The sequence below is a fragment of the Pseudomonas sp. S2_A10 genome, assembly GCF_054668465.1.
The window spans coordinates 102,417-120,402 of record NZ_CP162773.1; the positions used below are offsets into that span (position 1 = coordinate 102,417).

Genomic DNA, 17,986 nt, shown 5'->3' on the forward strand with positions numbered 1-17,986 from the left:
CATGGAGAGCCTGCAATGCACAGCCCACTGCGCCCCGAGCAACGCCGGTTGCCGCTGCACGTGCACATCAGCGTCATGTTCACCTTTCTTTTATTGCTCACCGGCGTGGTGCTGGGCCTGTTCAATTACCACCAGACCACGCAGATCATCCTGTCGAGCAGCGAAAAGCTGTTTGACCGCATCGAGCAGGATGTACGCCTCGATCTGCAGGCAACCTATCAGCCGATCCGCAACCTGTTGAGCCTGCTGGCGGATACCCCGGCAGCCCAGGCTAGTGATCTGGAACAACGCCTGCCCTTGCTCAAACCCTTCAGCCAGTCGCTCACCGACAACCCGGCGCTGGCGTCGCTGTATCTGGGTTACGCCAATGGCGATTTCTTCATGGTGCGCGCGCTGCGTACTCCGGCTCTGAAGGCACAGCTTCAGGCGCCGGAAGCGGCGGCCTATCAAGTCTGGAGCATCGAGCATGCTCCACAAGGCGCCATACGCTCGCAATCATTGTTCTTTGATCAGGCCCTGACACCGATCAACCGCCGCGAGCATCCCCAAGAGCCGTACGATCCGCGCAGCCGGACCTGGTTCAGCGACGCCCTGCAACAGGCCGGGCAAATCACCACCGAGCCCTATGTATTTTTCTCGACCCACAATGTCGGCACCACGCTGGCCCGGCGCAGCGGCGAGAACGCGGTGATCGGCGCCGACCTGACCCTCGCTTCGCTGTCGACCGCCCTGGGCAAGCACCAGGTCACGCCTTCGACAGAGATCGCGCTGTACGACACCGACGGCAACGCCGTGGCTTACCCCGACAGCCATCGCCTGATCGTCGATGACCGCACTGCGCGGCTGGCCAGAGCGGCCGATCTCAGCCCTGAGCTGAACGCGCTGCTCAGCTCCGACAATATCGGCAAGCGTCTGCAAGTAAACGACCGGCAATGGATCGTCGCACGCACCGGCATCGAGGAAGGCGGGCCGAAAGGTCTGCAACTGGCGCTGCTGGTGCCGGAAGACGAATTACTGGTGGATGCGTTCCGGATGCGCTGGCAAGGCGCGCTGATCACCCTGGCCATCCTGTTGCTGTGCCTGCCATTGGGCTGGGTGATTTCGCGGATTCTGGTCAAGCCGCTGCATGCCCTGGTCAAGGAAGCCGACGCGATCCGCAGCTTCGACTTCAGTTCTCCGCTGGCGCGCCGCTCTCCTGTACTGGAAGTCGATCAATTGAGCCTGTCGATGGCGCGGATGAAAGAAACCCTGGGCAGTTTCTTCCGCATCACCGACAGCCTGTGCGCCGAAACCCGGTTTGCCCCGCTGCTCGAACGTGTGCTGTTCGAAACCGTACAGATCGCTCAGGCGCAGGCCGGTCTGATCTACCTGCGCGAAGCTGACGGCGCGCGCATGGAGCCTTATGGATTGGTCATCGATGGCGTGCCGCAGAAGCTGGAGGCGTTCGACATTGAGGGACGCGAGCTGCATAAGAACACCGGCCCGGCGTGGTTCGAGCAACTGGCCAGCGCCAACAATACCGTCAGCCATCTGGGCTTCGATCAGGCCGGCGACTTGCAGAAAATCCTCCTCGCCATGGAATCACCGCGCATTCACCTGATCGGCATCCGCCTGCACAACCAGCACGATGAAACCATCGGCCTGCTGATTCTGCTGGTCAATGACAGTGGTGAGCCGAGTGATCTGGAAAAGCTGCGGCCTGACCGAATTGCCTTCTTGCAGGCGGTGTCCGGCGCGGCGGCGGTGAGCATCGAAAGTCAGCGTCTGCAAGCGCGGCAGAAACAACTGCTCGACGCCTTCATCCAACTGCTGGCCAGCGCGATCGACGCCAAGAGCCCCTACACCGGCGGCCATTGCCAGCGGGTGCCGGAACTGACGTTGATGCTCGCCCAGGCTGCTGCGGCAAGCCAGGACCCGGCGTTCAGCGCTTACCAACCGAGCGAGGATGAATGGGAGGCGTTGCACATCGCAGCGTGGTTGCACGATTGCGGCAAGGTCACGACGCCGGAATACGTGGTCGACAAAGCCACCAAGCTCGAGACCATCAACGACCGCATCCATGAAATCCGCACCCGCTTCGAAGTGCTCAAGCGTGACGTGTGGATCAACTACTGGCAGACCCTGGCAAGCGGTGCAGACGAAGCGGCGCTGGCCCGCGCCCGTGATAGTGAGTTGCTGATGCTCGACGACGACTTCGCCTTTGTCGCCCGCAGCAATCTCGGTGGCGAGGCCATGGTCGAGGCTGATCTGCAACGCCTCGAGCGAGTGGCGCAACGCAGATGGCTGCGCACACTTGATGATCGCGTCGGTGTGTCCTGGGAAGAAAACCGCCGCCAGGCGAAAACCCCTGCGCCGCTGCTGCCCGTCAGTGAAAGTCTGCTGGCCGACAAACCCGAGCATCTGATCGAACGCGACAAGAGCGAACTGATCCCCGAGGACAATCCCTGGGGCTTCAAACTCGATGTACCCGAGTACAAGTACAATCGCGGCGAGTTGTACAACCTGAAGATCGGCCGCGGCACGCTGACCCGCGAAGAGCGCTACATCATCAACCATCACATGGTGCAGACGATCATGATGCTCAGCCACCTGCCCTTCCCCGGTCACCTGGACAGCATTGCCGAGATCGCCGGCGGCCATCACGAAAAAATGGACGGCACCGGGTATCCGAAACGGCTGAAACGCGAGGAGATGAGCCTGCCGGCCAGGATGATGGCGATTGCCGATATTTTCGAAGCGCTGACCGCCGCCGATCGCCCTTACAAGAAAGCCAAGTCGCTGAGTGAAGCGCTGGGGATCATGGCGACCATGTGCCGTGAAGCGCACATCGATGCGCCGCTGTTCGGCCTGTTCATCAACGAAGGGGTGTACATGCAGTACGCGACGCGGTTTCTCGATCCCGCGCAAATCGACAGCGTGGATACGGCCAGCCTGTTGCACAAAGCTGGCCTCGGCGGTTGATCAGCAGTCGGTCAGGCGCAGGAAAATCGCCGCCAGTTGCTCGATGCCGGCCTGATCTTCGGCGCCGAAACGCGCCAGCTTCGGGCTGTCGAGGTCGAGCACGCCGATCAGGCGACCGTCCTTGACCAAGGGCACTACCAGTTCGCTGTTGGAAGCGCTGTCGCAGGCAATGTGGCCCGGGAAGGCATGTACATCCTCGACGCGCTGGGTTTGCAGACTGGCAGCAGCGGCGCCGCAAACACCGCGCCCGAACGGGATGCGCACGCAAGCGATCTGGCCCTGAAACGGGCCGAGCACCAGCTCTTCGTTACGATTGAGGTAGAAACCGGCCCAGTTCAAATCATCGAGCTGGTTGAACAGGAATGCGGAAAACTGCGCGGCATTGGCGATGAAATCGCGCTCGTCCGCCAGTAGCGATTCCAGTTGCGCGGCCAACATACCGTAGCCTTCGAGGCCCTGGCCGCTTTGTTGCAAATCAATCATGCCTTGTGCTCCAGCAATTTCAGTCCCACCCAGTAGCGGGCGAATTGATACGCGCAACGTCCGTTGCGATTACCGCGGCCGGTGGCCCAGCGCACGGCGAGGATGTCGAGTGCTTCGTCGCGCTGCCAGCTCAGGCCGGCCTTGGCGGCCAACTGGCCGATCCAGTGCTCGACGACGTTGAGAAAATGTTCCTGGGTAAACGGGTAGAACGACAGCCACAGGCCGAAACGGTCGGACAGGGCGATCTTGTCTTCCACCGCTTCGCTCGGGTGCAGTTCGCCGTCGACGCGCTTCCAGTTTTCGTTGTCGCTTTCCTTTTCCGGCACCAGGTGGCGGCGGTTGGAAGTGGCGTACAACAAGACATTGTCGGGGGCCTGCTCGAGCGAACCGTCGAGCACGCTTTTCAGCACGCGGTAGTCGCCTTCGCCGGATTCGAACGACAGGTCATCGCAGAACAGCACGAATCGTTGCGGCAATTTGGCGACTTGCTCGACCACGCGTGGCAGGTCAGCCAAGTGATCGCGTTCGATCTCGATCAGACGCAGGCCGGCACCGGCGTGCTCGGCCAGCAACGCACGCACCAGCGAAGACTTGCCGGTACCGCGTGAACCCCAGAGCAAGGCGTGGTTGGCCGGCATGCCATCAAGAAATTGTTGTGTGTTGCGCCCCAACTGCTCCAACTGCCGGTCGACGCCGATCAGGTCGGACAGACGCATGTCGAGGCTGACTTCCAGCGGCAACAGGTAGCCGCTGCGACCGTCACGCTGCCAGCGCGCTGCCAGGCATGTGTTCCAGTCAATGACGGGGCGCGGTGCCGGCAACAGTGGTTCGATTCGCGCCAGAACCGACTCGGCGCGTTCAAGAAAAGCATTCAATCGGGAATCCACGTCTTCTCCTCGGGCACTTTCACAGTGATGATGACGATCCAGCGACGACACACAGATAAAATCGCCTCAGCAAGCCTTGTTACAAGGCGATTCGGGAACCTCGGTATCCCTGCATGATCGACTATGCTTGAGCAGCGAAGGGAAACGGAAGTGGTTCAACAACCCATGGATATCAAATTCACCCACCGGCTGTCTTACAAGCAAGCCAGGCTTACCGTGCTGGTCGGGTTCATTCTGGGCACCCTGCTCAGTCTGCTGCAGATCGGCATCGATTATGCCAGCGAAGACGCTTCCATCAACCGTGAAATCCTCGCGCTGCTGGAAATCAGCCACAATCCGGCCTCGCGCATCGCCTATAACATCGACGCCGAGCTCGCGCAGGAGCTCACCCTGGGCCTGCTGCGCTCGCCCGCGATCATCGCCGCGCAACTGATCGACAACAACGAGACCGTGCTGGCCAGCGTCAAACGCCCGGAACTGCAGAGCAGCTATCGGCTGATCAGCGACTTCCTGTTCGGCGCCAAGCGTCATTTCGAAGATCGTCTGTACCTCGACCACTTGCCCAACGAATCCCTCGGCGTTCTCAAGCTTGAAGTCGACACTTATGCCTTCGGCAGCCGCTTCCTGCGCCGTGCGGAAGTCACCCTGCTCAACGGTTTTGCCCGCAGCCTGCTGCTGACCGGGATCCTCCTGGCGCTGTTCTACGTGATGCTGACCAAGCCGTTGGTGCGGGTCATCCGTGAACTCAGCGGCCGCGACCCGCGCAGCGCCGAGCCGACCACGCTCGAGTGCCCGGCCGGCCACGGCAACGATGAAATCGGCGTGCTGGTCAAAGTCGCCAATCAGCAGTTCGAGAACATCGCCACCGAAATCCAGCAACGGCGCACCGCGGAAAATCGCCTGACCGAATACCTCGCGCAACTGGAAGACATCGTCTCGGCGCGCACCGCCGAACTCAAGGCAATCAACGCCCGCCTCAGCCAGTCCAACGAAGAACTGGAAGTGGCACGCCGTACTGCACTGGACATGGCCGAAGCGCGTTCGGCGTTTCTGGCCAACATGAGCCATGAAATCCGTACACCACTCAACGGTCTGCTGGGGATGATCGCGCTGTCACTGGACGGCCCGCTCAACGCCGAGCAGCAGCAACAACTGTCGATCGCCCACGACTCGGGCAAGGTGCTGGTGGAACTGCTCAACGATATTCTCGACCTGTCGAAATTCGACGCCGGGCAACTGGAGCTGGAAAACATCCCGTTCGACCTCGGCTCGCTGATCGAAGACACCGCCAACCTGCTCTCGCAGAACGCCGCGCCAAGCGTCGAGCTGACCTGTCTGATCGAGCCGCACTTCCCGGCGCTGGTGCTGGGCGACCCGACTCGGGTGCGGCAGATCGTCAGCAACCTGCTGTCCAACGCGCTGAAATTCACCCGCTTCGGTCGGGTCGATGTGCGTCTGTCGGCGTACAAGGGTGGCGTGCGCATCGAAGTCTGCGACACCGGCATAGGCATCGCCCAGGAAGCGCAGGTGAAAATCTTCCAGCCGTTCACCCAGGCCGGCGCCGGTATCACCCGTCAGTACGGCGGCACCGGGCTGGGACTGGCGCTGACGTACAACCTGTGCGAAGCGATGCAGGGTCGGCTGACCATCAGTTCCGAAAGCGGCTTCGGCAGCCAGTTCTGCGCCGAACTGCCACTGCCCTCTCACACCCGCGCGCTGCCGCCGATACCGTTACGCGGCAAGGTTCTCGCCATCACCGCTGCCAGCAGTGGTCTGGCGGAATTGCTGAAAAGCCTGTTGCCGGTGTGGGGCCTGGAATACACGCAGCGCACTATTGATGATTCGCTGCTGGGCCTGAGTCCGGATGTGCTGATCACCGATTGCCCGGAATGCCTGTTCGGTCTGCGCCCTAGCATCACCGCGCCGATTCTGCTGGTGACTGCTTACGGCAGTTTTCTGCCCAGCGAAGAAGCCGCCGCCCTCGCCCCCTTGCAGCAGCAAGCCCGGCCGCTGGCGCGCAACGCGCTGTACCAGCATCTGCGACGGATTCTGCAACCGGACGCAGCCACCCTCAACGAAGCACAAGCGGATGCCTTGCCGTCCGCGCGCCGGGGCAAGGTGCTGCTGGTCGAGGACAACCCGGTCAATCAACTGGTCGCCAAAGGCATGCTCGGCAAGCTTGGCTGCGATGTAGTGGTGGCGGGCCATGGTGCCGAGGCGCTGGATCAACTGGAGTTTGCCGATTTCGATCTGGTGCTGATGGATTGCAACATGCCGGTGATGGATGGCTATGAAGCCAGTCGGCAGATTCGCCAGAGCGGGCGCTGGCCGAGTCTGCCGATTGTCGCGCTGACCGCCAATGCCATGTCCGAGGAACGCGAACGTTGCCGCGCGGCCGGCATGAGCGACTATCTGGCCAAACCGTTTCGCCGCGAAGAACTCGCCGCGTTGCTTGATCAGTGGATGCCGACTACTAAAGCCCTTTGATCTGCCCGAGCAAGTGATCGAGGCCGGCGCGCAAATCATTGAGCCGGTCGAGATCTACGCCACTGTCGCAGAGCAGGCGCGCCTTGAGTGGCCCGACCTGCTCGCGCAGTGCTGTTCCGGCAGGCGTCAGGCTCAGGTGCATCTCACGTTCGTCGCGCGCCGAGCGCCGACGCTGGACCAGATCGCTCTGCTCCAGACGTTTGAGCAAAGGCGTCAACGTCCCCGAGTCCAGGGCCAGGCGTTCGCCCAAGGCCTTGACCGTCGGTTGCTCCGGCGCAGCATCCTGCCATTCCCACAGCACTAGCATCGCCAGGTACTGCGGGTACGTCAGGCCCAACTGATCGAGCATCGGCTTGTAGGCGCGAATCACCGCCCGCGAGGCCGCGTACAGCTTGAAGCACAACTGGCTGTCGAGCTTCAGCGAATCAACCGCCAGGCTCATTTCAGCAGAGCTTCGATCTCGCCGCTCAGGTCCTGCGGTTTGGTCGTCGGGGCGAAACGCTTGACCAACTGGCCGTCCTTGCCGATCAGGAACTTGGTGAAATTCCACTTGATGCCCTGCGAGCCGAGCAGGCCCGGGGCGCGCTTCTTCAACTGCACGAACAGCGGGTGAGCATCGGCGCCGTTGACGTCGATCTTCTTGAACAGCGGGAAGCTGACGCCGAAATTCAGTTCGCAGAATTCACTGATGGCGCCGTCATTGCCCGGCTCCTGTTTGCCGAACTGGTTGCAGGGGAAACCCAATACCACCAGCCCCTGGTCCTTGTAGGTCTGCCAGAGTTCTTCGAGACCCTTGTATTGCGGAGTGAAGCCACACTTGCTCGCGGTATTGACCACCAGCACGGCTTTGCCGGCGAAATCGGCCAAGGTCTTATGCTCACCCTTGATGGTGGTGCACGGGATATTCAGCAGGTTGTTGCTCATGGGTCGGCTCCGCAATGGTGAGGAAGGCGCAAACATAACGAGCAATTGAATTGTGTGCAATCTAATTGCTCGATAAAAAGGCGACACAATGTCGCCTCTTTATCGGTTATTCGCGCGGCTCGAGATTCAGGCACACCGAGTTGATGCAATAACGCAGGCCGGTCGGTGGTGGGCCATCCGGGAACACGTGGCCCAAGTGCGCATCACAGCGCGCGCATTTCACTTCGGTGCGGATCATGCCGTGGCTGGTGTCGCGGATCTCAGTCATCGCGCTATCGCCGATCGGCGCGTAAAAGCTCGGCCAGCCGCAGCCGGAGTCGAATTTGGTCTTGGAGTCGAACAGCGGCTCGTTGCAGCAGACACAGTGGTAGACACCGTCGGTTTTGGTGTTGTTGTATTTGCCCGAAAACGGACGCTCGGTGGCACTCAGACGGCAGACGTTGTACTGCTCGGGGTCGAGCATGGCACGCCATTCTTCCAGGGTTTTCTGCAACTTTTCCATCATAACACCTCAGCGGCTGAAAAAGCCCGATCTGTACCTTTTCCACGGATCGGGCGGCACGTATGATTGCGCCTCGTCACGCGCCAGTCTGGCAGCCAGACCGGGCGCATTCAAACGGATTCTGAGCGCTAAAGCGCCAGACCTCCGCCTGTGCGAAGACGCAGCAATCCCAGTACGGTTGTCCATTTGCCGCCTGGATCGTTCATTTTCGGGATCACATCGCCATGCAGTTCAGCAAATCGAACAAGCTCGCCAACGTCTGCTATGACATTCGCGGCCCGGTGCTCAAGCACGCCAAACGACTGGAAGAGGAAGGCCAGCGCATCCTCAAGCTGAACATCGGCAACCCGGCGCCGTTTGGTTTCGAAGCGCCGGACGAAATCCTCCAGGACGTGATCCGCAACCTGCCGACCGCGCAAGGTTACAGCGACTCCAAAGGCCTGTTCAGCGCGCGCAAGGCGGTGATGCAGTACTACCAGCAGAAGCAGGTTGAAGGTGTCGGCATCGAAGACATCTACTTGGGCAACGGCGTTTCCGAGCTGATCGTGATGTCGCTGCAGGCGCTGCTCAATAATGGCGACGAAGTGCTGGTGCCAGCCCCGGACTATCCGCTGTGGACCGCTGCCGTCAGCCTCGCTGGCGGTAACGCCGTGCATTATCTGTGCGACGAAGGCGCCGACTGGTTTCCGGATCTGGCCGACATCAAGGCCAAGATCACCCCGAACACCAAGGCCATGGTGATCATCAACCCGAACAACCCGACCGGTGCGGTGTACTCGAAGGAAGTGTTGCTGGGCATGCTGGAAATCGCCCGCGCGCACAACCTGGTGGTGTTCTCGGACGAGATCTACGACAAGATTCTTTATGACGACGCCGTGCATATCTGCACTGCCTCGCTGGCGCCGGATCTGCTCTGCCTGACGTTCAACGGCCTGTCGAAATCCTACCGCGTGGCCGGTTTCCGCTCCGGCTGGATCGCCATCTCCGGGCCGAAACACAACGCGCAGAGCTACATCGAAGGCATCGACATGCTGGCCAACATGCGCCTGTGCGCCAACGTGCCGAGCCAGCACGCAATCCAGACCGCGCTGGGCGGCTACCAGAGCATCAACGATCTGGTGCTGCCGCAGGGTCGCCTGCTGGAGCAGCGCAATCGCACTTGGGAGTTGCTCAACGATATTCCCGGCGTCAGCTGCGTGAAGCCGATGGGCGCGTTGTACGCGTTCCCGAAAATCGACCCGAAGGTCTGCCCGATCCACAACGACGAGAAGTTCGTGCTTGATCTGCTGCTTTCCGAGAAGCTGCTGGTGGTGCAGGGCACGGCATTCAACTGGCCGTGGCCGGATCACTTCCGCGTGGTCACCCTGCCCCGCGTCGATGATCTGGAAATGGCCATCGGCCGCATCGGCAACTTCCTCAAGTCCTACCGCCAGTAATGGCCAGCAGTGCGCAACGGATTGACTGTTGCGCACTGTCTGATTCAGCAACACATCTTTGTTCCGCGCCTTTGCAGCCCTTCTACACTTGCGATGCGAGCCGTACAGACGTGTCTGACCTAATGGCGGCGGGGCGAAAGGCTGTGTCATCCGTGTCGGAATCGAGGGTGGGAATTTTCTTTTTCCTCAAGAAACCGCTGTAGGACACAGTTTGAAATAGTCACTCGGTTGAATAGCCCGGTGCCGCACCTTATATACCCCGCAGTACGCTACATCTTTAGCTTGAGGAGAGTTCTACAACCATGATGCGCATCCTGCTGTTTTTGGCCACTAACCTGGCGGTCGTGCTGATAGCCAGCATCACCCTGAGCCTGTTCGGCTTCAACGGGTTCATGGCGGCCAACGGGGTCGACCTCGACCTCAGTCAGCTGCTGGTCTTCTGTGCGGTCTTTGGTTTCGCCGGCTCGCTGTTCTCGCTGTTCATCTCCAAGTGGATGGCGAAGATGAGCACCGGTACGCAAATCATCAGCCAGCCACGCACTCGTCATGAGCAATGGCTGCTGCAAACGGTCGAGCAATTGTCCCGCGAAGCCGGGATCAAGATGCCTGAAGTCGGGATTTTCCCGGCCTACGAAGCGAATGCTTTCGCTACCGGCTGGAACAAGAACGACGCGCTGGTCGCGGTCAGCCAGGGCCTGCTCGAGCGATTCTCGCCCGATGAAGTGAAAGCCGTACTGGCCCACGAAATCGGTCACGTCGCCAACGGCGACATGGTCACGCTGGCTCTGATCCAGGGCGTGGTGAACACCTTCGTGATGTTCTTCGCGCGGATCATCGGCAACTTCGTCGACAAGGTCATCTTCAAGAACGAAGAAGGCCAGGGCATCGCCTATTACGTGGCGACCATCTTCGCCGAACTGGTGCTGGGCATCCTCGCCAGCGCAATCGTCATGTGGTTCTCGCGCAAGCGCGAATTCCGTGCCGACGAAGCCGGCGCCCGCCTGGCCGGTACCAGCGCGATGATTGGTGCTCTGCAACGTCTGCGCGCCGAACAGGGCCTGCCGGTGCATATGCCCGACACCCTGAACGCCTTCGGCATCAACGGTGGCATCAAACAGGGCTTCGCCCGCATGTTCATGAGCCACCCGCCGCTGGAAGAGCGTATTGACGCACTGCGTCGTCGCGGTTGATTTGATCGCAATAAAAAAGAAGGCCCGCAGTGATGCGGGCCTTTTTTTGTATCTTCAGATCATGCGTTGTCAGCAAAGTCCCATTCGCGAGCAGGCTCGCTCCCACCTTTGAAACGCATTCCCCTGTGGGAGCGAGCCTGCTCGCGAAGACGCCGGAGCTGCTAATAAAAAACTATCTGGAAGAAACCCGATAAACCCGCTCCACCAACCACTCAACCCCGCCCTGTAGAAACTTGGGGCTCTCAGCCAGAATATCTCGCTCTTCCAGTTTCTCCAGCTGCCAACCCTGGCCCAGCAGCCGCTGCGCCTCATCATCATTCACCGCAAACGGCGGTCCCGGGATCTGCGTCTGATCGTAATCCAGGGTAATCACCAGCCCTTTCATCTCCGGCGCCAGCAAGTGCTGCAAATGCGCCGCGTAGCGCTGGCGCATCGCGTCCGGCAAGGCAATCAGCGCGGCGCGGTCATACAGCGCAGTACAATCTGCGACGTCCTCGGCCGTCAGCGCAAAAAAATCACCGCACCACAATTCGAACGCAACACTGCGATAAACCTTGAATGCGCCCTGCTCGCTGATCTGCGGTTGCAACTGATGTTCGCTGAAAAACTCCTCGACAGCCTTTTCCGCTAGCTCAACCCCAATCACCTGGTGTCCCTGCCCGGCAAGCCAGAGCAGATCCAGACTCTTCCCGCACAGCGGCACCAGCACACGCGCCGACGGTGCAATCGCCAGCTCCGGCCAGTAGCGCTGCAAATACGGGTTGGCCTCGGGCTGATGAAAGCCGATCTGGTTCGAATCCCATTTCTTGTACCAAAACTCAGGCTGCATGGATCACTCCCGAAAAACCGATGAAAAACCGCAGAAACTTATATTGGATTCAGATCGATGATCTGACTGAAGATGGTTCATCTTAGCGCTCAGGAGCCCGTCCATGTTGCCCAGCCTGTTTATCTCCCACGGTTCACCGATGCTGGCGCTGGAGCCCGGTGCCAGCGGCCCGGCACTGGCGCGACTGGCCGCTCAACTGCCGCGCCCCAACGCCATTGTCATCGTCTCGGCGCACTGGGAAAGCCAGGAACTGCTGGTCAGCAGCCACCCGCACCCGGAAACCTGGCACGACTTCGGCGGTTTCCCCCGTGCGCTGTTTGAAGTTCAGTACCCGGCCCCGGGCAATCCGCAGCTGGCCGCCGAGGTGGCTCAACTGCTGCACGCCAATGACCTGCCGGCGCGGCTCGATCCGCAACGACCGTTCGATCATGGTGTTTGGGTGCCGCTGTCTTTGATGTATCCGCAGGCCGATATTCCGGTGGTGCAAGTCTCGTTGCCGAGTCGCGGCGGACCGGCATTGCAGACGCGAGTTGGCCGTACACTGGCGAGCCTGCGCGAACACGGCATTCTGTTGATCGGCTCCGGCAGCATCACCCACAACCTCCGGGAGCTGGATTGGCATGCCGGCCCGGAAAGCGTTGAACCGTGGGCGCGGGATTTCCGTGACTGGATGATCGACAAGCTGGCGGCCGACGATGAAACGGCGCTGCATGATTATCGCCAGGAGGCGCCGAATGCCGTGCGCAGTCACCCGAGTGATGAACATTTGTTGCCGCTGTACTTTGCTCGCGGTGCTGGCGGGGTTTTCAGCGTGGCGCATCAGGGTTTCACGATGGGGGCGCTGGGTATGGATATTTATCGCTTCGGCTGACGTCATCGCTGGCAAGCCAGCTCCCACAAGGTGTTGTGTCGCCCGATGAGCAGGCAAAAAAAATCCCCGAACCAGTCGGGGATTTTTTTATGTTCGATCAATCAGCCCAAGGGCGGATCAATCTTCGCGGTAGCGACGCAGCTTGAGCTGCTTACCGGCCACGCGAGTGTCCTTCAGTTTGGTCAGGAGTTTTTCCAGACCTTCTTCCGGCAGCTCGACGAGGCTGAAGCTGTCACGCACCTGGATGCGACCGATCGCTTCACGGGCCAGACCGCCTTCGTTGAGGATGGCGCCCAGCAGGTTTTTCGCAGCGATACCGTCACGCGCACCCAGCGCGGTACGGCAACGAGCACGGCCTTCGCCCAAAGGCATTGGCGCGCGACGCTCGCGGTCACCACGATCAGGACGATCACCGGAACGCTCAGGACGGTCGCCACGCGGTGCGTTGTTCGGCACCAGTGGACGTTCCTTCTCGATCGCGGCCAGGTTCAGCGCTTGACCGTTGGTAGCCTTGCGCAGCAGCGCAGCGGCCAGTGCACGCGGGGTGCAACCGATGTCGGCGGTCAGGCGGTCGAGCAGCTCACCGTGAGTCGATTCGGCATCAGCAACCAGCGGCGAAAGGCTGTTGGTCAGTTTCTTGATGCGAGCATCGAGAACGGCTTGAGCGTCCGGCAGACGCACTTCGGCAACTTTCTGACCGGTTACGCGCTCGATCACTTGCAGCATGCGGCGCTCACGTGGAGTCACCAGCAGCAGGGCGCGACCTTCGCGACCGGCACGGCCGGTACGGCCGATACGGTGCACGTAGGATTCCGGGTCGTACGGCATGTCAACGTTGAACACGTGAGTGATGCGCGGAACGTCCAGACCACGGGCAGCAACGTCGGTGGCGACAACGATGTCCAGACGGCCATCTTTCAGCGAGTCGATGACGCGCTCACGCTGGTTCTGGGCGATGTCACCGTTCAACGCGGCGGCTTTGTAGCCTTTGGCGTCGAGGGCGCTGGCCAGGTCCAGAGTGGCTTGCTTGGTGCGCACGAACATGATCAGGGCGTCGAAGTCTTCGACTTCCAGCAGGCTGAGCACGGCCGAGGTTTTCTGGTCAGCGTGAACCAACAGGTGAGCCTGTTCGATCGCGGTAACGGTCTGGGTCTTGGTCTGGATCTTGACGTGTTGCGGATCGCGCAGATGGCGTTCGGCAATGGCGCGGATCGACTGCGGCAGGGTCGCCGAGAACAGCACGGTCTGGCGGGTCGATGGCAGAGCCTTGAAGATGACTTCCAGGTCATCCATGAAGCCCAGCTTCAACATTTCGTCAGCTTCGTCGAGAACCAGATGGTTCACGGTCGACAGGACTTTCTCGTCGCGACGCAGGTGGTCGCACAGACGACCCGGAGTAGCGACAACAATCTGTGCGCCATTACGGATTGCCTTGAGTTGCGGGCCCATCGGCGCGCCGCCGTAGACAGCCACGACGGTGACGCCTGGCATTTGCTTGGCGTAGGTTTCAAAAGCGGTTGCTACTTGCAGCGCCAACTCTCGGGTTGGCGCCAGGATCAGGGCTTGCGGTTCGCGCTTGGCAGGATCGATGCGGTGCAGAATAGGCAGTGCGAACGCGGCGGTTTTACCGGTACCGGTTTGCGCCTGGCCAATCATGTCCTGGCCGGCCATGATGATCGGGATCGATTGCTGCTGAATCGCCGAAGGCTCTTCGTAGCCAGTCGCTGCGACGGCTGCAAGAATATTCGGGTTGAGATTAAAAGCGGCGAATCCGCCGGTTTCCTGGGTCATGGGTCTGCCTCTAAGTGCATCCGCAAAGACCCATGCTCCAAAGCTGCGCATGCCGTGTTGAGACTCAAGAGTCGCCCTGGCAGCTTTGTCGGCGGGGATTTGCGAAAACGAATGAATGAAGATGAATCGTCAAGGAAGAGCCCGCAATGCGGACGTGCAGCCGAAGCTGACTTCGGGAAATGCGCTACCTAAACGCGGCCCGGTTAAAGGCCGGCGCGCACTATACCGGATTTCGCCCGAAAAGGGAGCTTTTTTTGTGGCCCTTATCCGTGTGTCACCGCCGTGTAACGGGGTTTTGCGGATAATCGCGCAACGGTCTATTTTGCAAAGGCCCGGCCCTGCGGGCGATGACGCTTAAACGGTTCACCGACCTGCGGCAAAGCGCCGCGCACCCGCCCTTCCCGCTTGAGGATTTAGCCATGAATCAGCCCTGCGCCGGCCGCGTCAGCCGAGAACGTCGTGGTCATGTGCACTTGATCGGCCTCGATCGGGCGGCCAAGCGCAACGCTTTCGATATCGACCTGCTCAACGACCTGAGCCTGGCCTACGGCGAGTTCGAAGCCGACCGCGAAGCGCGGGTCGCCGTGGTGTTCGGCCACGGCGAGCACTTCACCGCCGGGCTTGATCTGGTCAATGCCAGCGCGGCTCTGGCCGAAGGCTGGCAGGTTCCGACAGGCGGGTGCGATCCCTGGGGCGTTTTCGTCGGCCCACGGGTGAGCAAGCCGGTAATCGTCGCCGCGAAGGGTTACTGCCTGACTATCGGCATCGAGCTGATGCTGGCGGCGGACATCAATCTGTGCGCGAGCAATACCCGCTTCGCGCAGATGGAAGTGCAGCGTGGGATCTTTCCGTTTGGCGGGGCGACTTTGCGTTTCCAGCAGATTGCCGGCTGGGGCAATGCGATGCGCTGGTTGCTCACCGGCGACGAGTTTGATGCACACGATGCGTTGCATCTGGGCTTGGTCCAGGAAGTGATGGCCAGTGAAGACTTGCTGCCCCGTGCGATCGAGCTGGCCGAACGGATTGCCCGGCAAGCACCGCTGGGTGTGCAGGCGACCTTGATGTCAGCGCGACAGGCGCGTTATGAGGGTGAGACAGCGGCGGCGCAGGCGTTACCGGCACTGGTGAAGAAGTTGCTCGCCACTGAAGATGCCCGGGAGGGGGTGAGATCGCTGGTGGAGCGGCGGCCAGGGATTTTCAAAGGGGTGTGAAGAATCTGCTGCCTGTCAGGGCCTTTTCGCGAGCAGGCTCGCTCCCACAGGTCGAACGCATTTCAAATGTGGGAGCGAGCCTGCTCGCGAAGGGGGCGGTACTGCCGGCTCAGGTCGCCGGGCGAATCGCGTTGATCAACGACTGCAACGAGTACCCCAACTGCGGCGCCAGCGCTTCGGCTCGTTGGGTCAGCGCCTGCATGTCCAGCGCCTGATCGAGATCCGCCGGAACGATCAGAATCACGTTGCCCTCCTTCACCGGCAACTCCCAGTAATGCCGGTGATAGAGGCCGCGCAACAATGCCGCGCCCAGTGGTTTGCCATCGTCGGTGGCCCACTGGTTGATCACCAGCCAGCCGCCCGGATTCAGGCGCTTCTGACAATCGCCGAGAAAACTCCAGGCCAGATGCCCGACACCGGGACCGACATCGGTATAGAGGTCGACGAAAATCAGATCCGCCGGCTCGGCAGTCGGCAGCAATTCCAGCGCATCGCCGACGCGGATGTACAAACGCGGATCATCATCCAGGCCAAGATATTCGATGGCCAGGCGCGGCACGTCCGGGCGCAGTTCGATGGCCTCGACGTCTTCGAGCGGCAGAAACTTCAGGCAAGCCTGGGTCAGTGTGCCCGCACCCAAACCGAGAAACAGCGCGCTCTCCGGCTGCTCGTGGCACAGCGCACCGATCAGCATCGCGCGGGTGTAGTCGTACTCCAGCCAGCTCGGGTCGGCTGTGAACACGCAGCTCTGCTCGATCGCATCGCCGAACTCGAGAAAGCGGTAATCGGCCACTTCCAGCACGCGAATCACGCCGAACTCATCCTGTACCTCGGCGAGCAGATGCTCGACGCGCTCCTCAGTCATTTCGTCTCCTGATGGTCACCGGGCGCGGTGACGCGATGGCACCGCTGTGGCGCCGTGGCAAAGCGGCGATTGTCGGCGATGGGGCGGGAGCAGGTCACGCACTAATTGCTGCTAACATGGCGCTTCCCTGCGTACGAACTTCGAGACCGTGATGAGCCAACCGTGGAGCCCTGACAGCTGGCGCGCCCTGCCGATCCAGCAACAACCGCAATACCCCGACGCCGCGCACCTGCGCCAGGTCGAGCAAACCCTGGCCAGCTATCCGCCGCTGGTGTTCGCCGGCGAAGCGCGCGAGCTGCGCCGCCAGTTCGCCGAAGTTACCCAGGGTCGCGCGTTTCTGTTGCAGGGCGGCGATTGCGCGGAAAGCTTCGCTGAATTCTCCGCAGCGAAGATTCGCGACACCTTCAAAGTGTTGCTGCAGATGGCGATCGTCATGACCTTCGCTGCCGGTTGCCCAGTGGTCAAGGTCGGGCGCATGGCGGGTCAGTTCGCCAAGCCGCGTTCGGCCAACGACGAAACCATCGGCGGCGTGACCCTGCCGGCCTATCGCGGCGACATCGTCAACGGCATCGGCTTCGACGAAAAGAGCCGCGTGCCGGATCCAGAGCGTTTGCTGCAGTCCTATCATCAGTCCACAGCGACTCTGAATCTGTTGCGCGCTTTCGCTCAGGGCGGTTTTGCCGACCTGCACCAAGTGCACAAGTGGAACCTGGATTTCATCGCCAACTCGGCGCTGGCCGAGAAGTACAGCCATCTCGCCGACCGCATCGATGAAACTTTGGCATTCATGCGCGCCTGCGGCATGGACAGCTCGCCGCAACTGCGCGAAACCAGTTTCTTCACCGCCCACGAAGCCTTGCTGCTGAACTACGAAGAAGCCTTCGTGCGCCGCGACAGCCTGACCAACGATTACTACGATTGCTCGGCGCACATGCTGTGGATCGGCGACCGCACGCGTCAGCTCGACGGCGCGCACGTTGAATTCCTGCGCGGGGTGAACAACCCGATCGGCGTCAAGGTCGGCCCGAGCATGGACCCCGATGATCTTATCCGCCTGATCGACGTGCTCAACCCGGACAACGATCCGGGGCGTTTGAACCTGATCGCGCGGATGGGTGCGAACAAGGTCGGCGATCATCTACCGGCACTGATCCGCGCGGTCCAGCGCGAAGGCAAGCAAGTGCTGTGGAGCTCCGACCCGATGCACGGCAACACCATCAAGGCCAGCAGCGGCTACAAGACCCGTGACTTCGCGCAGATCCTTGGCGAGGTGAAGCAGTTTTTCCAGGTGCACGAAGCGGAAGGCAGTTATGCCGGCGGCATTCATATCGAGATGACCGGGCAGAATGTCACCGAGTGCATCGGCGGCGCCCGACCGATTACCGAGGATGGCTTGTCCGACCGTTATCACACCCACTGCGATCCACGGATGAATGCCGATCAGTCGCTGGAATTGGCGTTTTTGATTGCCGAGACCCTGAAGCAAGTCCGCCGTTAGACCGCGTCGCCTCCCTTCGCGAGCAGGCTCGCTCCCACATTTGCAATGCGT

General features: G+C 61.0%; 15 protein-coding genes. 7 read left to right on the plus strand and 8 right to left on the minus strand.

Features of this window, described 5'->3' with window-relative positions; all coding sequences use genetic code 11:
- Positions 1-15: 15 nt before the first annotated feature.
- Positions 16-2,961 carry an HD domain-containing phosphohydrolase gene (locus tag AB4N41_RS00440; protein ID WP_252876687.1) on the plus strand — a complete coding sequence of 982 codons (2,946 nt, stop codon included), beginning with the start codon at positions 16-18 and terminating at the stop codon, positions 2,959-2,961.
- On the opposite strand, the gene AB4N41_RS00445 is transcribed toward AB4N41_RS00440, so the two are convergent.
- Together AB4N41_RS00445 and AB4N41_RS00450 are read right to left on the minus strand one after the other, a co-directional pair.
- Positions 2,962-3,444, minus strand: coding sequence for a GAF domain-containing protein (locus AB4N41_RS00445; RefSeq protein ID WP_016770850.1), 483 nt, complete (start codon positions 3,442-3,444; stop codon positions 2,962-2,964).
- On the minus strand, positions 3,441-4,331 hold the full coding sequence (locus tag AB4N41_RS00450; RefSeq protein ID WP_041478431.1) for an ATP-binding protein: 891 nt from the start codon (positions 4,329-4,331) through the stop codon (positions 3,441-3,443). The genes AB4N41_RS00445 and AB4N41_RS00450 overlap by 4 nt, the downstream gene beginning before the upstream one ends.
- 165 nt (positions 4,332-4,496) lie before the next feature.
- On the opposite strand from AB4N41_RS00450, the gene AB4N41_RS00455 reads away from it, so the two are divergent.
- Positions 4,497-6,818, plus strand: coding sequence for a hybrid sensor histidine kinase/response regulator (locus tag AB4N41_RS00455; RefSeq protein ID WP_056788504.1), 2,322 nt, complete (start codon positions 4,497-4,499; stop codon positions 6,816-6,818).
- On the opposite strand, the gene AB4N41_RS00460 is transcribed toward AB4N41_RS00455, so the two are convergent.
- The 3 genes from AB4N41_RS00460 to msrB form a co-directional block, all read right to left on the minus strand.
- Positions 6,805-7,260, minus strand: a complete 456-nt coding sequence (locus tag AB4N41_RS00460; protein WP_056788501.1) for a MarR family winged helix-turn-helix transcriptional regulator — start codon at positions 7,258-7,260, stop codon at positions 6,805-6,807. The two genes, AB4N41_RS00455 and AB4N41_RS00460, sit on opposite strands and share 14 nt — an antisense overlap.
- The gene (locus AB4N41_RS00465; protein ID WP_252876688.1) at positions 7,257-7,742 is read right to left on the minus strand and encodes a glutathione peroxidase; all 486 of its coding nucleotides are present in this window, start codon (positions 7,740-7,742) and stop codon (positions 7,257-7,259) included. Before AB4N41_RS00465 ends, AB4N41_RS00460 begins: the two co-directional genes overlap by 4 nt.
- 106 nt (positions 7,743-7,848) lie before the next feature.
- Entirely contained in the window at positions 7,849-8,244 is a 396-nt protein-coding gene (msrB, locus tag AB4N41_RS00470) for a peptide-methionine (R)-S-oxide reductase MsrB (protein WP_041478500.1), read from the minus strand.
- Positions 8,245-8,468: 224 nt separating this feature from the next.
- Here msrB and AB4N41_RS00475 point away from each other — a divergent pair, with 224 nt between their 5' ends.
- Both AB4N41_RS00475 and htpX read left to right on the plus strand, forming a co-directional pair.
- Positions 8,469-9,680 carry a pyridoxal phosphate-dependent aminotransferase gene (locus AB4N41_RS00475; RefSeq protein ID WP_016770856.1) on the plus strand — a complete coding sequence of 404 codons (1,212 nt, stop codon included), beginning with the start codon at positions 8,469-8,471 and terminating at the stop codon, positions 9,678-9,680.
- Between the two features lie 302 nt (positions 9,681-9,982).
- Entirely contained in the window at positions 9,983-10,870 is an 888-nt protein-coding gene (gene htpX, locus AB4N41_RS00480; protein ID WP_007908619.1) for a protease HtpX, read from the plus strand.
- A 172-nt stretch (positions 10,871-11,042) separates the two neighbouring features.
- Here the strand turns inward: htpX and AB4N41_RS00485 are convergent, their stop codons facing one another.
- Positions 11,043-11,699 carry a thiopurine S-methyltransferase gene (locus AB4N41_RS00485; protein ID WP_041478428.1) on the minus strand — a complete coding sequence of 219 codons (657 nt, stop codon included), beginning with the start codon at positions 11,697-11,699 and terminating at the stop codon, positions 11,043-11,045.
- A 103-nt stretch (positions 11,700-11,802) separates the two neighbouring features.
- On the opposite strand from AB4N41_RS00485, the gene AB4N41_RS00490 reads away from it, so the two are divergent.
- Positions 11,803-12,570, plus strand: a complete 768-nt coding sequence (locus AB4N41_RS00490; RefSeq protein ID WP_056788497.1) for a DODA-type extradiol aromatic ring-opening family dioxygenase — start codon at positions 11,803-11,805, stop codon at positions 12,568-12,570.
- Positions 12,571-12,687: 117 nt separating this feature from the next.
- Here the strand turns inward: AB4N41_RS00490 and AB4N41_RS00495 are convergent, their stop codons facing one another.
- Positions 12,688-14,361 (minus strand): DEAD/DEAH box helicase, encoded by a 1,674-nt coding sequence (locus AB4N41_RS00495; protein WP_016770859.1) that lies wholly within the window; start codon positions 14,359-14,361, stop codon positions 12,688-12,690.
- Positions 14,362-14,780: 419 nt separating this feature from the next.
- On the opposite strand from AB4N41_RS00495, the gene AB4N41_RS00500 reads away from it, so the two are divergent.
- On the plus strand, positions 14,781-15,572 hold the full coding sequence (locus AB4N41_RS00500) for a crotonase/enoyl-CoA hydratase family protein (protein WP_252876690.1): 792 nt from the start codon (positions 14,781-14,783) through the stop codon (positions 15,570-15,572).
- Between the two features lie 109 nt (positions 15,573-15,681).
- Here AB4N41_RS00500 and AB4N41_RS00505 read toward each other — a convergent pair whose 3' ends face one another.
- Positions 15,682-16,437, minus strand: coding sequence for a spermidine synthase (locus tag AB4N41_RS00505; RefSeq protein ID WP_024013768.1), 756 nt, complete (start codon positions 16,435-16,437; stop codon positions 15,682-15,684).
- Between the two features lie 151 nt (positions 16,438-16,588).
- On the opposite strand from AB4N41_RS00505, the gene AB4N41_RS00510 reads away from it, so the two are divergent.
- On the plus strand, positions 16,589-17,935 hold the full coding sequence (locus tag AB4N41_RS00510; RefSeq protein WP_095182202.1) for a class II 3-deoxy-7-phosphoheptulonate synthase: 1,347 nt from the start codon (positions 16,589-16,591) through the stop codon (positions 17,933-17,935).
- Positions 17,936-17,986 lie beyond the last annotated feature (51 nt).

Coding starts and splice junctions, on each gene's coding strand:
- AB4N41_RS00440 (WP_252876687.1), top strand. CDS start 16: ATGCACAGCCCACTGCGCCCCGAGCAACGCCGGTTGCCGCTGCACGTG.
- AB4N41_RS00445 (WP_016770850.1), bottom strand. CDS start 3,444: ATGATTGATTTGCAACAAAGCGGCCAGGGCCTCGAAGGCTACGGTATG.
- AB4N41_RS00455 (WP_056788504.1), top strand. CDS start 4,497: ATGGATATCAAATTCACCCACCGGCTGTCTTACAAGCAAGCCAGGCTT.
- AB4N41_RS00460 (WP_056788501.1), bottom strand. CDS start 7,260: ATGAGCCTGGCGGTTGATTCGCTGAAGCTCGACAGCCAGTTGTGCTTC.
- AB4N41_RS00465 (WP_252876688.1), bottom strand. CDS start 7,742: ATGAGCAACAACCTGCTGAATATCCCGTGCACCACCATCAAGGGTGAG.
- msrB (WP_041478500.1), bottom strand. CDS start 8,244: ATGGAAAAGTTGCAGAAAACCCTGGAAGAATGGCGTGCCATGCTCGAC.
- AB4N41_RS00475 (WP_016770856.1), top strand. CDS start 8,469: ATGCAGTTCAGCAAATCGAACAAGCTCGCCAACGTCTGCTATGACATT.
- htpX (WP_007908619.1), top strand. CDS start 9,983: ATGATGCGCATCCTGCTGTTTTTGGCCACTAACCTGGCGGTCGTGCTG.
- AB4N41_RS00485 (WP_041478428.1), bottom strand. CDS start 11,699: ATGCAGCCTGAGTTTTGGTACAAGAAATGGGATTCGAACCAGATCGGC.
- AB4N41_RS00490 (WP_056788497.1), top strand. CDS start 11,803: ATGTTGCCCAGCCTGTTTATCTCCCACGGTTCACCGATGCTGGCGCTG.
- AB4N41_RS00495 (WP_016770859.1), bottom strand. CDS start 14,361: ATGACCCAGGAAACCGGCGGATTCGCCGCTTTTAATCTCAACCCGAAT.
- AB4N41_RS00500 (WP_252876690.1), top strand. CDS start 14,781: ATGAATCAGCCCTGCGCCGGCCGCGTCAGCCGAGAACGTCGTGGTCAT.
- AB4N41_RS00505 (WP_024013768.1), bottom strand. CDS start 16,437: ATGACTGAGGAGCGCGTCGAGCATCTGCTCGCCGAGGTACAGGATGAG.
- AB4N41_RS00510 (WP_095182202.1), top strand. CDS start 16,589: ATGAGCCAACCGTGGAGCCCTGACAGCTGGCGCGCCCTGCCGATCCAG.